This is a genomic window from Kineosporia rhizophila, from assembly GCF_021277265.1.
In the GTDB taxonomy this organism is placed as follows: Bacteria; Actinomycetota; Actinomycetes; order Actinomycetales; family Kineosporiaceae; genus Kineosporia; species Kineosporia rhizophila.
Map to the genome: position 1 here is coordinate 329,739 of NZ_JAJSOH010000001.1, position 14,641 is coordinate 344,379.

15 protein-coding genes are annotated in these 14,641 nt (G+C 70.7%); 8 read left to right on the forward strand and 7 right to left on the reverse strand.

Annotated features, from left to right (window positions below):
• Positions 1-13 precede the first annotated feature (13 nt).
• Genes LWF15_RS01510 through LWF15_RS01525 form a run of 4 tightly spaced genes read left to right on the forward strand, consistent with a single transcriptional unit; the run spans position 14 to position 3,394 of the window.
• Positions 14-1,342, forward strand: a complete 1,329-nt coding sequence (locus LWF15_RS01510) for an enolase C-terminal domain-like protein (RefSeq protein WP_232808484.1) — start codon at positions 14-16, stop codon at positions 1,340-1,342.
• Between the two features lie 14 nt (positions 1,343-1,356).
• Complete coding sequence (locus tag LWF15_RS01515; RefSeq protein ID WP_232808485.1) at positions 1,357-2,292, forward strand: 2-hydroxyacid dehydrogenase; 936 nt, start codon at positions 1,357-1,359, stop codon at positions 2,290-2,292.
• 14 nt (positions 2,293-2,306) lie between these two features.
• The gene (locus LWF15_RS01520) at positions 2,307-2,681 is read left to right on the forward strand and encodes a universal stress protein (protein ID WP_232808486.1); all 375 of its coding nucleotides are present in this window, start codon (positions 2,307-2,309) and stop codon (positions 2,679-2,681) included.
• Between the two features lie 44 nt (positions 2,682-2,725).
• Entirely contained in the window at positions 2,726-3,394 is a 669-nt protein-coding gene (locus LWF15_RS01525) for a phosphate-starvation-inducible PsiE family protein (RefSeq protein ID WP_232808487.1), read from the forward strand.
• On the opposite strand, the gene LWF15_RS01530 is transcribed toward LWF15_RS01525, so the two are convergent.
• Both LWF15_RS01530 and LWF15_RS01535 read right to left on the reverse strand, forming a co-directional pair.
• Positions 3,395-3,883 carry a GNAT family N-acetyltransferase gene (locus tag LWF15_RS01530; protein WP_232808488.1) on the reverse strand — a complete coding sequence of 163 codons (489 nt, stop codon included), beginning with the start codon at positions 3,881-3,883 and terminating at the stop codon, positions 3,395-3,397.
• A 76-nt stretch (positions 3,884-3,959) separates the two neighbouring features.
• A complete protein-coding gene (locus tag LWF15_RS01535; RefSeq protein ID WP_232808489.1) occupies positions 3,960-4,601 on the reverse strand; it encodes a response regulator in 642 nt (213 codons plus the stop codon).
• A gap of 219 nt (positions 4,602-4,820) precedes the next feature.
• On the opposite strand from LWF15_RS01535, the gene LWF15_RS01540 reads away from it, so the two are divergent.
• Together LWF15_RS01540 and LWF15_RS01545 are read left to right on the forward strand one after the other, a co-directional pair.
• On the forward strand, positions 4,821-5,702 hold the full coding sequence (locus tag LWF15_RS01540) for a universal stress protein (protein ID WP_232808490.1): 882 nt from the start codon (positions 4,821-4,823) through the stop codon (positions 5,700-5,702).
• 51 nt (positions 5,703-5,753) lie between these two features.
• On the forward strand, positions 5,754-7,631 hold the full coding sequence (locus LWF15_RS01545) for a metallophosphoesterase (protein WP_232808491.1): 1,878 nt from the start codon (positions 5,754-5,756) through the stop codon (positions 7,629-7,631).
• Positions 7,632-7,634: 3 nt separating this feature from the next.
• On the opposite strand, the gene LWF15_RS01550 is transcribed toward LWF15_RS01545, so the two are convergent.
• The 3 genes from LWF15_RS01550 to LWF15_RS01560 form a co-directional block, all read right to left on the reverse strand.
• The gene (locus tag LWF15_RS01550; protein ID WP_232808492.1) at positions 7,635-9,836 is read right to left on the reverse strand and encodes an acyltransferase family protein; all 2,202 of its coding nucleotides are present in this window, start codon (positions 9,834-9,836) and stop codon (positions 7,635-7,637) included.
• Positions 9,837-10,251: 415 nt separating this feature from the next.
• On the reverse strand, positions 10,252-10,560 hold the full coding sequence (locus LWF15_RS01555) for an AzlD domain-containing protein (protein ID WP_232808493.1): 309 nt from the start codon (positions 10,558-10,560) through the stop codon (positions 10,252-10,254).
• The gene (locus tag LWF15_RS01560) at positions 10,560-11,780 is read right to left on the reverse strand and encodes an AzlC family ABC transporter permease (RefSeq protein ID WP_269809413.1); all 1,221 of its coding nucleotides are present in this window, start codon (positions 11,778-11,780) and stop codon (positions 10,560-10,562) included. The genes LWF15_RS01555 and LWF15_RS01560 overlap by 1 nt, the downstream gene beginning before the upstream one ends.
• Positions 11,781-11,846: 66 nt before the next feature.
• Here LWF15_RS01560 and LWF15_RS01565 point away from each other — a divergent pair, with 66 nt between their 5' ends.
• Both LWF15_RS01565 and LWF15_RS01570 read left to right on the forward strand, forming a co-directional pair.
• The gene (locus tag LWF15_RS01565; RefSeq protein WP_232808495.1) at positions 11,847-12,416 is read left to right on the forward strand and encodes a helix-turn-helix domain-containing protein; all 570 of its coding nucleotides are present in this window, start codon (positions 11,847-11,849) and stop codon (positions 12,414-12,416) included.
• A 93-nt stretch (positions 12,417-12,509) separates the two neighbouring features.
• A complete protein-coding gene (locus tag LWF15_RS01570; RefSeq protein WP_232808496.1) occupies positions 12,510-12,959 on the forward strand; it encodes a DUF1810 domain-containing protein in 450 nt (149 codons plus the stop codon).
• Here LWF15_RS01570 and LWF15_RS01575 read toward each other — a convergent pair.
• Both LWF15_RS01575 and LWF15_RS01580 read right to left on the reverse strand, forming a co-directional pair.
• Positions 12,943-13,701, reverse strand: a complete 759-nt coding sequence (locus tag LWF15_RS01575; RefSeq protein ID WP_232808497.1) for an alpha/beta fold hydrolase — start codon at positions 13,699-13,701, stop codon at positions 12,943-12,945. The genes LWF15_RS01570 and LWF15_RS01575 overlap by 17 nt on opposite strands.
• A gap of 119 nt (positions 13,702-13,820) precedes the next feature.
• Positions 13,821-14,588 carry an SDR family oxidoreductase gene (locus tag LWF15_RS01580; protein ID WP_232808498.1) on the reverse strand — a complete coding sequence of 256 codons (768 nt, stop codon included), beginning with the start codon at positions 14,586-14,588 and terminating at the stop codon, positions 13,821-13,823.
• Between the last annotated feature and the right edge of the window lie 53 nt (positions 14,589-14,641).

Genomic DNA, 14,641 nt, shown 5'->3' on the forward strand with positions numbered 1-14,641 from the left:
AGGGGGATCGGCGATGACCGTTGCAGTGCCCGTGGTCACCGACCTGCGCGTGGTGCCGGTGGCCGGGCAGGACAGCATGCTGCTGAACCTGAGCGGCGCCCACGGCCCGTACTTCACCCGCAACGTGGTGATCCTGACCGACTCGGCCGGCAACACCGGCCTGGGCGAGGTGCCCGGCGGCGAGGCGATCCGCGCCACCCTCGCCGACAGCACGCCGTTCGTGGTCGGACAGCCGATCAGCCGGTACAACGCCGTGCTGCGCCAGGTGCGGGCCGCTTTCGCCGACCGGGACTCCGGCGGCCGGGGTAGGCAGACCTTCGACCTGCGCACCACCGTGCACGTGCTCACTGCACTGGAGTCGGCGCTGCTCGACCTTTTCGGGCAACACCTCGGGGTGTCGGTGGCGGATCTGCTCGGCGAGGGGCAACAGCGCGACTCGGTACGCATGCTCGGGTACCTGTTCTTCGTCGGCGACTCCGCCAAGACCGATCTGCCGTACCGACGTCAGACCGACGGCGACGCCTGGGACGTGCTGCGCGACCAGGAGGCCCTGACCCCCGAAGCAGTGGTGGCGCTGGCCGAGGCGGCCCAGGCTCGTTACGGGTTCGCCGATTTCAAGCTCAAGGGCGGTGTCCTGCCCGGGCCCGACGAGGTCGCGGCCGTGACCGCGCTGCACGAGCGATTCCCGGACGCCCGGATCACCCTGGATCCCAACGGCGCCTGGCCGTTGCGGCAGGCGATCGAGTACGGACGCTCGATGCGGGGTGTGGTGGCCTACGCGGAGGATCCGTGTGGTGCGGAGGGCGACTACTCCGGGCGTGAGGTGATGGCCGAGTTCCGCCGGGCCACCGGGCTTCCCACCGCCACCAACATGATTGCTACCGACTGGCGTCAGCTCGGGCACGCGGTGCAGGCGCAGGCGGTGGACATCCCGCTGGCCGACCCGCACTTCTGGACGATGGCCGGCTCGGTGCGGGTCGCCCAGCTCTGCGAGGCCTGGGGGCTGACCTGGGGCTCGCACTCCAACAACCACTTCGACATCTCCCTGGCCATGTTCACGCACGTGGCCGCGGCCGCCCCGGGCGAGATCACGGCGATCGACACGCACTGGATCTGGCAGGACGGGCAACGGCTGACCGAGAAGCCGCCGCTGATCGAGGACGGCTGTGTGCGGGTACCGGAGGCGGCCGGGCTGGGGCTGCGGCTGGACGAGGAGAAGCTCGCCGAGGCGCACGAGGTGTACCTGCGCAACGGCCTCGGCGCGCGGGACGACGCGGTCGCCATGCAGTATCTGATCCCCGGCTGGTCGTTCGATCCCAAGCGCCCGGCCCTGGACCGCTGACAAGGAGTTCCGAGATGACAGTGCTACAGGTCGGGCCGCTCATGCCCACCCTCGCCGAGACCCTCGAACGACGCCACCAGGCCCTGGTGCTGCCCGACGAGGGGGAACAGCGCACCGCCTTCCTGACCCAGCAGGCCGCGGACGTGACCGCGGTGGTCACCTCCGGCGGCGTCGGGGTGTCGGCCGACCTGATGGCGCAACTGCCTGCATTGAAGGCGATCATCAACTTCGGGGTCGGCTACGACACCACCGACGTCGAGGCCGCCCGACAGCGCAGCATCCTGGTCAGCAACACCCCCGACGTGCTCACCGACTGCGTGGCCGACACCGCGGTCGGGCTGATGCTCGACGTGATGCGCGGTTTCAGTGCCTCGGACCGGTTCGTCCGGGCCGGGCAGTGGGCTCAGGGCCGGTTCCCCCTCAGGCGCCAGGCCAGCAATCGTGAGGTCGGCATCCTGGGCCTGGGCCGGATCGGCGGCGCCATCGCCCACCGGCTGGTCGCTTTCGGCTGCACGATCAGCTACCACAACCGCAATCAGGTGGCCGACAGCCCGTACACCTACTCCGCCGACCTCACCGAGATGGCCCGGGACGTGGACGTTCTCGTGGTGGCGGCGGCCGGGGGCAGCAGCACCCGGGGACTGGTGAGCCGAGAGGTGCTCACCGCTCTCGGGCCGGAGGGCTACCTGGTCAACATCGCCCGCGGCAGCGTGGTCGACGAGGACGCCCTGGTGGATCTGCTCACCAGCGGCGGCCTGGCCGGAGCCGGGCTGGACGTGTTCGCCCACGAGCCGAAGGTGCCCCAGGGGCTGCTCGACCTCGACAACGTGGTGCTGCTGCCGCATCTGGGCAGCGGCACGGTCGAGACCCGGGCCGCGATGGCCGACCTCACCCTGGCCAACCTCGACAGCTTCCTGCACACCGGCAGTGTGCTGAATCCGGTCTACTGAGAAGGGATGCCGCGATGAGCATCGTGGTCGGTTACTGGCCCACCCCCGAGGGCCGCGCCGCGCTCCGGCACGGCCTCGACGAGGCCCTGCACCACCAGAGCGATCTGCTGGTGATCAGCGACGCGGCCGACGCCGAGGCCTGCGCCCTCGACGTCAAGGCGGCCTCCGCATCGGGCGTGCGGATCACCACCAAGCAGGCCTCGGACGCCGGGATGGCGGCCGAACTGATCGACGCCTCGTACGTCGAGGGGGTGACCCTGCTGGTGATCGGCCTGCGGCGGCGCTCGCCGGTGGGCAAGCTGCTGCTCGGCAGCATCTCGCAGCAGGTCCTGCTCGACGCCCAGTGCCCCGTGGTGGCAGTCAAGCCGCAGGTCAGCACGGTCGGCTAGCCGTTGCGGTAGCGAAGATCGACATCTACCCGGACACTGCATGCATGCCCAGCTCAGGACAGCGCACCCACGGCGCCGTTAGGGCCGTCGACGGCGCCGTGGACGACACCATGGACGGTGTGGACGGCACCAGCCACCGCATCGCGAACATCGGCGAGCGCACGCTGCGCCTGGCCGAGGACGCGGTCTACGTGTGCGTGGCGGCCCTGCTCGTGGTGGGCGCGGTGGTCCTGCTGGGTGACGCGGCGCTGGAACTGAGGCACGTCGGCGACAAGCCCGACCAGGCGGTGCTCAAGCTGCTGGACCGGCTGCTGCTGGTGTTCATCCTGGTCGAGCTCATCTTCGCGGTGCGCACCACGCTGGCCCGCCGGGAGATCGTGGCCGAGCCGTTCCTGATCGTCGGGATCATCGTCTCGATCAAGGAGATCATCCTGCTGTCGGTCGAGGTGGCCAACGTGCTGGAGGGCAACCCCACCACCGAGGGCACGAAGGACCCGACGGCCTTCGCCGTGCAGATCGGCCTGCTCGGCCTGCTGGTGATCGTGCTGTCGGTCAGCGTGCTGCTGCTGCGGATGAAGGAGCGCGAGCCGGTCGAGGGCCAGCGCAACCAGGAGCACGACCAGAAGCCGCAGTCGGACGTCGGCCCGGTGCCGGAGGGCGCCCGGGACAAGAAGGACACCGAGCGGCACCAGGCCGGCGAGAACGACCGCTGATCAGAACTTCTGGTACATCACGTGCAGCCCGACCAGACCGTGGGCCCGGCTGTCGAAGGCCTCGGGCACGATCCCGATCGTCTCGAAACCCAGTGAGTGCCACAGCTTCACGGCCACCGTGTTGCTCTCCACCACGGCGTTGAACTGCATGCTGTGATAGCCGGCCGAGCGGGCCCAGGCCAGCACGTACTCGCCCAGGGCCCGCCCCACGCCCTTGCCCCGGGCCTGACCGGAGACCATGAAACTCGCGGTGGAGACGTGTGATCCGCGCCCGGGCCGGTTAGGGCCGGAGTGCGCGGTGCCGAGGATCGTGCCGTCGTCGTCGACCGCGACCACGGTGATCGTGTGCGCCGGCCCGGCCCACACCTCGCGGCACTCGTCCTCCGACCACTGCGGGTCGTAGGCGTACGTCTCGCCGCCCTCGATCACCTCCTGGATGATCGCGTACACAGCCGGCCAGTCGGCGTCCTCGAAAGCTCTGATCTTCACTGCGACAGCCAACCACACACCTGAAGACGTCTGTGGGCACCATCGGTGCCCACGAACGTCCTCAATCGGAGACTTTTCAGCGGCCCTGGATCAGCTTGGTGGCCAGGATCGCGGCCTGGGTGCGGCGCTCCACCCCCAGCTTGGCCAGCAGCGAGGACACGTAGTTCTTGACCGTCTTCTCGGCCAGGAACAACGTCTCGCCGATCTGCCGGTTGGTCATGCCCTGGGCGATCAGCTCCAGGATGCGGCGTTCCTGGGCGGTGAGGGCGGCCAGCTGGTCCGGCTCCGCGGGCTTGTCGCCGTTGCGGATGCGTTCCAGCACCTTCTGGGTGACCGCCGGGTCGAGCAGGCTCTGCCCCTGCGCCACCGTGCGCACCGCGTCGAGCAGGTCGGTGCCGCGCACCTGCTTCAGCACGTAGCCGGCCGCCCCGGCCATGATCGCGCTGAACAGCGCCTCGTCGTCCTGGTAGGAGGTGAGGATCAGCGCCTTGATCTCCGGATCGGCCGAGCGCACCTCGCGGCAGACGTCGATACCGCTGCCGTCGGGCAGCCGGGCGTCGAGGATGGCGACATCGGGACGCAGCGCGGGGATGCGGCGCTGGGCCTCCTGGGCGGAGCCGGACTCGCCGATCACCTCGATGTCCCCGGCCGCCTCGAGCAGGGCGACCAGCCCACGCCGGACCACCTCGTGGTCGTCGAGCAGGAAGACCCGGATCACAGTCCGTTCCTCGCCTTCGTCCGTCTGCGGAAAGACCTTCGTCTCCACCGTATCCAGCGGGCCGGGCCGGGTCGAAAGTCCTTGGACCCCGGTCGGGCCCCTGATCGCAGGACCTTGGTCCCGAACCCCCGATGCCGCCCGCCTCTGACCGCCGGGCGGTAGCGCCCCGCAGGCTGGGGGTGCGGTTCACGAGGCCGCCCTAGACGACGGGAGCGGGCCATGCAGGGTGAGCACACGCCGCGGATCGTGGCCGGGTTCGACGGTCGTTGGCAGCACACCCGGCTGCTCGACCGGGCCGCCCAGGAGGCCGAGCGCCGGCACCTGCCGCTCACGCTGATCACCGATCTGCGCCGACGCACCGGCGCCGGGCACCAGCCGCGCGATCAGCACACCGACGACGCCCCCGGGGTGGTGGCGGCCTGGCGGGGGCTGACCGATGCGGTGGAGGCCCTGCGGCTGCGCTACCCCCTGCCCAACATCAGTGGGTACTGCCTGGACGATGCCGACATTCAGCCCGGCGCGTTCCCGATCAGCGCGGCCCGCCTGCTGGTGATCGGTTCCTCCGGCCGCTACAACGCCCCCGCCTGTGAGCCCGGCTCGGTGAGCGCCGCCCTGCTGCGAGCGGCCCGGTGTCCGGTGCTGGTGGTGCCGGAGGACCAGCCCCGCCGACCGCTGGGTGCCCACCCGTTCGTCCTGGCGGCGGTGGGCTCGCACCCCTCCGACGCCGAGGTGGTCAAGGCCGCGGCCCAGGAGGCCCGGCGCCGGGGCTTCGACCTGCAGGTGCTGCACGTCGAGCCGAGCCACGGCAATTCCGGCTGGGGCGTGCACGAGGCCGTCCGGAGTGTTCCCGACGTCCAGTTCAGCGTGGTGCGCACTACCGGCGACCCGGCCGACGCCCTGGCCGAGCTGGGGCAGGACGCCGAACTCCTGGTGGTCGGGAGCCGCCCGGGTGAGCTCTACCGCCCGGTGCGCGAGTCGATCAGCCGTGGGGTGCTGCTGGCCCCGCCGTGCCCGGTTCTGGCGATCCCCCGGGAACTGCCGGTGATCATCGATCCACACACCGCAGCCGAAGCCGGCGCAGTGCATCGCCAGGACTCCTGACCTCGGGTTTCAGCGCGCCGTTCGGCGCCCGCCTGAGTAGCCTCGATCCCGATGTCCGAGTCTGATCAGCGCTCCGAAGAACCGGCCGCCCCGAGCCCGGCGGGCACCTTCCGCCGCAGGCTGTCCTCCGTGCGCCGTTACACCGTCCAGCAGATGTTCCGTCGGCCCGAGCACCCGTGGCGGGCCGCGGTCCGGTTCGTCGTGTCTCTGCTGGCGGCGCTGGCCATGGCCGGCATCGCCGTCTCGATCTACCCCTACCGGACGACAGTCGCGAATGTGGACATCGTTGTCTCCGGTTCGGTGACCCCGGCCCACAAGGGCATCACGGTCGACTCCAGCCTCGGCTCGCTGCAGTTCCGCGACGTCACCGCCGTCCCACTGGGCCTGCACGTGACCCCACGGATCGACCTCGATGCGGTGCGCGAGGCCACCAACGGGGGCGCGACCTTCACCACCGACTTCCGGTCCCAGCTGGAAGACCGGATCCCCTCGATGGTCCTGCACTTCGCCGGGGCCGCGATCATCGGTCTGGCCGTGGGCGCCCTGATCGGCGACCTGCTGGTCGACGGGGCGGTGTCGGTCCTGGCCAACCGCGACCCGGTGCGCTCCGGCAGCCGGCGGCACCGGCTGGCCGCCACCGGCACCCTGGTGGCCACCTCGACCGTGCTGGCCATGGTCGGCCTGGCCGCCACGGCCGGCCTCACCTACCGCTCGGACTGGTGGCAGAGGTACGCCGTCACCGGACTGCTGGCCGACATCGCCGCCACCCCGGACAAGCTGGCCGCGCTCGACGCGCGGGACGCCGGAGCGGCCGACAAGGTGCGCGCGGTGCTGCGCCTGCAGGACGCCCTCACCCGGCCCCCCACGTCCACCGACACCCCGCCCACGGCCTACAACGTCATGCTGATCTCCGACGTGCACCGTCGCGACATCTACAACTACCTGCAGGAGTACATCGACGCGAACGACGTGCGGCTGATCATCAACACCGGTGACGAGACGCTGGTGGGCAACACCGCCGAACTCACCGGCAGCTACGTCGACTCGATCCGGCGGATCACCGAGACCACCCCGATGATCTGGATCAAGGGCAACCACGACTCCGGCAGCGTGGCCCGGCGGATGGCCGACATCCCCGGGGTGACCGTGCTGGACCAGGAAGTCGTGGCCGCGATGGGCCTGCAGATCTACGGTGTGGGCGATCCCCGCACCTACGGCGCCCCCGGGGACGCGGGCTCGGACGACGTCGAGGTGGTCACCCGGGTACAGACCGAGGCGGCCGTCTCAGCCGTGGAGAACCTGAACCGCGAAACCTATTTCGACCTGCTCCTGGCCCACGAACCGATCATGGCCGACGCCATGGCCACCACCCTGGGCCCCTCGGTCCGTGCGGTCGGCGCCGGGCACGTGCACAACCAGAACGACACCGCCGACCTGCAGTCCGGCGACCGCGACTACATCCGGCTGATCGAGGGCACCACCGGCCTGGGTGGCCTGCTGGCCCAGGGCAGCACCCCGATGGAGTTCTCCATCCTCTCGGTGGGCACCAACTGTCAGTACACCCGGATCATCCGCTACGCCCTGGCCGACCCCGCCCTGCCCGACCTCACCCGGGGCGAGACCTACGGCAACAACTCGGCTTTCGACGTGCACTACTTCCAGCCCCAGCCGATCGACGCCGAGCGCACCTGCTCGGTCGACGACGGGCTGGGCGAGCCGGTCCCGGCCAGCGCCACCAACCTGACCACCGTTCAGGAGTGGTCCAGCGTGGAACTGTCCGACGACGCGCTGGCCACGCCCGACGAGATCACACCGGAACCGGTGAGCACGGCCGACGAGGCGGGCGACGCCTCGATCGCCGCCACCGCCGGCGACTCCACCCCGACCCAGGCGACCGACCCCTCCCCCAGTTCCACCGGCACGCCCTAGGTTCTAGGCCTGCGAGGTGGCGGGGCGGGCGACCGGGAGCTTCCAGGTCACCCAGCCCGCGTCCTTGAAGGTCAGGGCGGGCTTCTCAACCAGCTTCCAGGAGAGCAGGGCCACCACCGCCGACAGGGCCATGCCGACCGGGACGAACACCCAGAGGCTGAACGCGGCCAGACCGACGATGTTGAGGATCTGCAGCAGGGGCCAATGGTACACGTACAGCCCGTACGAGATGTCGGTGCGCGGCTCCCACAGCTTCACCCGGGAGACCGCCAGGGCCATCAGGACGTAGCCGAAGGCCGGCCCGGCGATCACCCGGTAGTCGTCGAAGAACAGCACCCCGACCACCATCACCCCGCCGGCGGCCAGCGTGAGCAGTCGGTTGACCGGCACCTGGTGGGCGTAGAGGTAGAGCACCGAGCCGATCAGGAACATGAAAGACAGCCGCAGGATGCGCTCCTGGCCGATGTACATGATCTGGTAGTCGTTCAGCACCGTGACCACCCAGAGCGCGCCGACCGCCCCCAGCGTCATCACCGGACGCCGCCGCAGACCGCCGCACACGCCCAGCGCGATGATCGAGGCGTAGCAGGCCGCTTCGTAGAACAGCGTCCAGAGCGAGCCGTTCAGCACCCCGGCCATCTCCACGTCGGTGGGCAGGCCGCTGATCCCCCACTGCCGCATCAGCAGCGAGGCGTTGCGGATCACGTAGTCGACCGCCGAGTCCTCGCCGGTGAGAAGGGTGTTCATCGGCTGGTCCTGCAGCCAGGCGATCAGCGGGGCCAGCAGGGTGGCGCTGACCACCAGGCACACCCAGAAGCCGGGCATGATGCGCAGGAACCGGTGCCAGGCGTAGCGCCGCACCGAGTCCAGCCGCAGGTAGCTGCCGACCAGCAGGAACCCGCTGAGCACGAAGAACGCATCGACACAGAGCTCACCGATCTCGGCGTGCCCGATCATCGGCTGCCAGCCGTACCCGATCACCGCCGCGTGGGTGAAGCCGACCACCAGGGCCAGCGAAAGCCGCATCAGGCCGAGATGGTTCGCCCGCGGACTGAACCGGGTGCCCAGGGTGTTCGGATCGGCACCCCGCCGGTGGGGACGCGTCTCCCGCCGCCCCAGAGCCTTTTTCAGCACACCGAGCGCGGTGCTGAGGCGGGATCGACGCGGCGCCGGCTCGCTGTGCTGCTCGCGGACCTCACGCCGCAGCGGGAGGGCGGTGGTGGGTGCGGTGGGTGGGCCATCCACCGTTGTGTTCACGGCATTCGAAACAATGGACGGGTTCTGGTCACCACCGCTGCGGATCTCACCGGCCGGGGTGGCTGGGGTGACGGGGATGAGTGGCACTGGCGCGGTGATCGGGGTGGCCGCGCTGGGGGCTTGGGTGGGGGCTGCCCAGGTGGACGGCTGAGCCGAGGCCGCCTGGGTGCGCGACTGAGCCAGGTTCGTATCGGTGCGCGACTGAATCCGGGACGCCTCAACGCGCGACCGAACCGGGGTCGCCTCAATGTGTGACGGAGCCAGGACCGCATCGGTGCGCGACTGACCCCGGGCCGCCTCAGCGCGCGACCGGACCGGGACCGCATCGGTGCGCGACTGGCCCCGGGCCCCCTCAGCGTCTGACCGACCCGGCGCCGCCTCAGCACGCGACCGGCCCCGGGCCCCCTCAGCGTCCGACCGACCCGGCGCCGCCTCAGCACGCGACCGGCCCCGAACCCCCTCAGCGTCCAACCGAACCGGCGCCGCCTCAGCACGCGACCGGCCCCGAACCCCCTCAGCGTCCAACCGAACCGGCGCCGCCTCGGTGCGCGGCTGACCCCAGGCCGCTGAGGCTGGGGTCTGGCCCTTGGCCGCCGGATCGGGCGACTGGCGGTGGACCTCGTCGGCGAACGCCGGGGACGGCTCGTCGAAGATCTGCGGATAGTTCCAGCCCGCCTCGCGGGGGGCCTGCGCCCAGGCCTCGTCGGCGCTGGGGAGCCGCAGACTCGCCGTCCAGGCGGCGTCGTCGTCCTGCCGCGGGACGGGCCTGCGTTTCTCGGGTTCCTCTTCGGCCTCGAACGACTCGACCGGCTGGGCGGCGACCGTCTGGCCGGGCTGCGGGTCGATCACCGGGATCTGGCCGGTGGCCAGCGTCGCACCGGTGACCGGACCGGCCTCGAAGTCCAGCCGCGGGCGGACGGGGAGCGGCGCCGGCTCCTGGGGGACCAAGGTCTCTCTCCCTCCGGCCCCTTCGAGCAGGCCGATCACGTTTCAGTTGTGGTCACCGGGCGGAACACCGTCATTACGCACCGACTGCACAACACATCTCGAAAATGCTGCTGGTCGCGATGTCAGGGGAAGATCAAGAAGCCATGAATCTGCCGTCAATCCGCAAAATCCGGACCCGGCCCGCAAGCGACCCTGACGCGACGTGCGATTTGGGTCGCAGACTGGATTGACCGCAGGTCAGAGGCAGTTGCGCAGATCGGGGAGGCGGTCGGCAGCAAAAGGTTGCCGCGACAAGGCTCACATCCGAGCGTTAAACAATATTCAGCAATGAATGGGTGCCGCACTCTACGGAATGGGCATCACACCGAGCGTTCGTATTCGACCGCGGATTCAGCTGCCTACCCATTAAGCCACTTCAGGCCACACCCACCAGCCGAAGCCCGGCAGCGGCACCCGCTGCCGCGATCACCACCACCGGAAAAGGCGCCTTCAGAAGCACCAGCAGCACAGCCACACCCACCCCGGCGGTGCGCGCCCAACCCGCGAAGGCGCCGTCCTGAATCAGGGTGGAGGTGGCGATCAGCCCGGCCAGGAGGACGGTGGCGGCCGAGGTCATCCAGGCCTGGGCGGCCGGGGAGAAGTCGTAGCGGCCGGCCAGCAGGGGACCGGCGATGCGGAAGGCGAAAGTGCCTGCAGCGAGAACGAGAATGGCCAGGAGAGACATCAGAGGCAGCCTTCGTGGGAAGGGGAGTTGTCGGGTGGGCAATCACCCGGCGGGCCCGAGCCTTCCGGGAGAGAGGAATTTCCGGGCGAGCGGCGACCCGGCAGGCCCGAACCTTCCATGGAGGAGGAATCACCGGACGAGCCGCGCCCCGGCCGCCCCGAGCCCTCGGGAGAAGGGGAAGCCCCGGGCGAACGGCGACCCGGCAGACCCGAGCCTTCCAGGGAGGACGAATCACCGGACGAGCCGCGCCCCGGCCGCCCCGAACCCTTCGAAGACGAGGAACCCCCAGGCGCGCGGCGACCCAGCAGACCTGAGCCCTCGGGAGAAGATGAAGCCCCGGGCGAGCCGCGACCCAGCAGACCCGAACCCTCGGGAGAAGGGGAATCCCCGGGCGAGCGGCGACCCGCCAGACTCGACCCCTCAGAGGGAGAAGAGATCTCGGGTGAGCGGTGTCCCGGGAGACTCGAGACTTCCGCTGAGCGTGGCGTCTCCCGTGAACCCGAAACCTCGGGCGAACGCGGTTCTTCAGCAGGGCTTTTGCTCTTCTTGGCACGTCGCCTGGCCAGGGCGGCCAGGCCGGTCAGCGAGGCAAGCACCGGCAGGCCGGCCGCCAGCACCGGGGCACTGGCAACTGCTGCGGCGCTGCCGATTCCGGCTGCCAGCCGGAGGCGGCGGGTGTTCAGGGCGGGGAGCACGATGGCCACCAGTACGGCCGGGAACGCTGCGTCCAGGCCAAGTGCGTCGGTGTCGCCGATCTGCGCGCCGAGCCCGGCGCCGATGAGTACCCCGAGATTCCAGCAGACGAACAGGCACAGCCCGCAGACCCAGAAGGCGGCCGCCCGGCGCTCGGGATCGCGCTCGGCGATCGCCATGGCCACGGTTTCGTCGGTGACGATCTGGGCACCCACCGCCTGCTTCAGGGGGCTGCGCCCGCGGATGACGTCGGAGACGCTGAAGCTGAAGGGCAGGAGGCGGGCGTTGAGCAGGAGGCCGGTGACCACTGCGGCGGTGGCGGAGCCGCCCGAGAGCACCGTGCCGACCGCGGCGAACTGGGCCCCACCGGCGAAGACGAGGATCGAGAGGGCGATGGGGATCCAGGGGGCGAGCCCGCCGCCGACCGCCACCGCGCCGAAGGACACGGCCACCAATCCGTCCGCAACGCACAAAAGGGCGATGACCCGGGTGCGCTCCCTATCCACCGTTCGCCATACTGAACGCATGACCGTAAGGATGAACGTAACCTCATGCGTTCGTCAAACAGAACGAGTGATCGGTACAGCGAACTGATGCTTCCCGACGAAGAGGCCCCGCTCGATCCCAAGGCCGTCCTGGCCACGGCCCTGCGCACCGAGCGCGAGCGCAGCGGCCTGTCCCTGAGCGAGCTGGCCAAGCAGGCCAAGCTGGCCAAGTCCACGCTGTCGCAACTGGAGTCGGGGTCGGGCAACCCGAACGTGGAGACGCTGTGGGCCCTGGCCACCGCGCTCGACCTGCCGGTGAGCCGGCTGATCGACCCCCCGCGGCCGAAGATCGACGTGGTCCGCAACGGCGAGGGCACGGCGCTGATGAACGAGCAGGGCGACTACGCGGCCTACCTGATGTCGGCCGGTCCGGCCGGGGTCACCCGGGACGTGTACCGGCTGAACGTGGAGATCGGCCCCGGCCGGATCTCCGACCCGCACAAGGTGGGCACGATCGAGCACGTGGTGATGGGCGCCGGGCGGGCCCTGGTCGGGCCGACCAGCAACCCGGTCGAGCTCGGCCCGGGCGACTACATGGTCTATCCCGGCGACGTCGAGCACATGTTCCAGGCCCTCACCCCCGGGGTCCTGGCCACGATGATCAGCGAGAGCCGCTGACCGGACCACCCGCGAAGGCGAGATCCTGGACGGATCGTGCCCGAGAGCGTCCGTACGCTCGTCTGCGTCGGGTGGCCACTAGTGTCTCAGGGCATGAGTGACGACCCCTTCGACCTGACCCGCTTCGTCGAGGCGCAGGACGCCGACGGCACCTACCAGCGGGCGCTGGGCGAACTGCGGGCCGGGAACAAGACCAGCCACTGGATGTGGTTCGTGTTCCCCCAGGTGGCCGGGCTCGGCCTGAGCGCCACGTCGGTGCGCTACGCGATCAGCGGCCTGCCCGAGGCGCAGGCCTACCTGCAGCACCCGGTGCTCGGGCCGCGTCTGCTGGAGTGCACCACGACCCTGATGGACCTGCAGGACCTCAGCGCCGAGCGCGTCCTCGGCCCGGTGGACGCGGCCAAACTGCGTTCTTCGATGACGCTTTTCGCCTACGCCGATCCCGAGCGCACGGTGTTCCGCTCGGTGCTGAAGAAGTATTTCGGCGGGCAGGAGGACAGCGCCACCACCTCGCGGCTGGGCGAGGTCACCGACGAGGAGTGAGCAGCTCCCGCACGGCCTGGAGCACGGCGGCGGGCTGCTCGACGTTGGCCAGGTGCGCGGCGCCGGGCAGGACCACCAGGTCGGCGCCCGGGATGCCCTGCGCCAGCTGCTGGGCCATGGCGACCGGGGTGGCCACGTCCTCGGCGCCCGCGATCACCCGGGTGGGCACGCGGATCCGGCCCAGCTCGGCGCGGGTGTCGAAGGCGGCCAGGGCCTCGCAGCAGGCCGCGTAGCCCTCCGGGTCGATCAGTTTCTGGGCCTCGAGCAGCTCCCGGCCCAGTGGCGGCACCGGCTGCTCGAGCGCGAACCAGCGCCCCCGGGACAGCTCGACCAGGAAGCCCGGGCCCTCGGCGCGCACCCGGGCCGCCCGATCCAGCCAGGGCTGCGGGCTGTCGCCGAAGGTGGCCGAGGTGCAGACCAGCACCAGCCCGGTCAGCCGGGTGGGGTTCTCGAGCGCGAGCTGCTGGCCGATCGCCCCGCCCATCGAGAGCCCGCAGTAGGCGAAGGACCCGATGCCCAGGCTGTCGACGACCTCGATCACCTGGGCGGCCAGCCCGGCCGCGGTGTAGGGACCGGCCGGGGCGGGCCGGCCGTCGTGGCCGGGCAGGTCGAAGCGCAGCACCCGGAAGTTCTGGACCAGGCCGGGCAGCTGCGGGTCCCACATCCGGTGCGAGGTGCCGATCGAGGACCCGAGCACCAGGACCGGGGCCTGCGGGTCGCCGTCCACCACGAAGTTGATCATCGCCACCCTGCTCGTCCGGTCACCGAACCTGCCCGTGCACCCGACACCCTACGCAGCAACCCGGCCGGATCGTGCGCCGACGGGTGGGTCCGGATCACCGCCGAATCCCCGGGACCGGCTCAGATCCCGGTCATCAGCCCGCCGTCGACCTGCAGGCTGACTCCAGTGACGTAGGAGGCGGCCGGGGAGAGCAGGAACACTGCGGCGGCGGCGAACTCGTCCGGGTCTCCGTAGCGGCCGGCCGGGATCTTCGCGTCCCACTCCTGCTGGATCTGCGACACCGGGAGGCCGGTGCGCTCGGAGCGCCCCTGGTCCAGCTGCTCCACCCGGGCGGTGGCGATCCGGCCGGGGATCAGCTGGTTGACCCGTACCTCGGGGGCCCAGCTACGACTCAGCGACTTGGCCAGTGCGGCCACGCCGGAGCGGAACACGCTGGACAGGATCAGGTCGTCGGACGGTTCCCGGACCTGGCTGGAGGTGCAGAACAGCACGCTGCTCCCGCCCTTCACCAGGTGCGGCCGGGCCGCCTTGGCCAGCCTCACGGCGGGCCGCAGCAGCAGGTCGAAACCGAGCTGCCAGTCCTCGTCCTCGGTGGCGTCGAACCCCTTGGCGGGCGGGCCCCCGGTGTTCACCACCACACCGTTCAGGCCGCCGAACCGGCCGGCGGCGTCCTGTACCCAGGCCTCCAGCGCCGCGCCGTCGGTCAGGTCGACCGGCCGCCCGGTGGCGGTGCCGTTGACCGCCCCCTCGTTCAGCGCCGTCACTGCGGTCTCGACCCGTTCCGCGGTGCGCCCGCAGATCGACACGTCGTGCCCGGCCAGCACCAACTGCCGCGCGATCGCGTGCCCGAGGCCCGACGTCGCCGCCGCCACCAGGTATCCACCCATCGTTCTTCTCCTCCAGCGCCGATCCCGGCCCAGCCGTCCGCCGGCCGGACCGA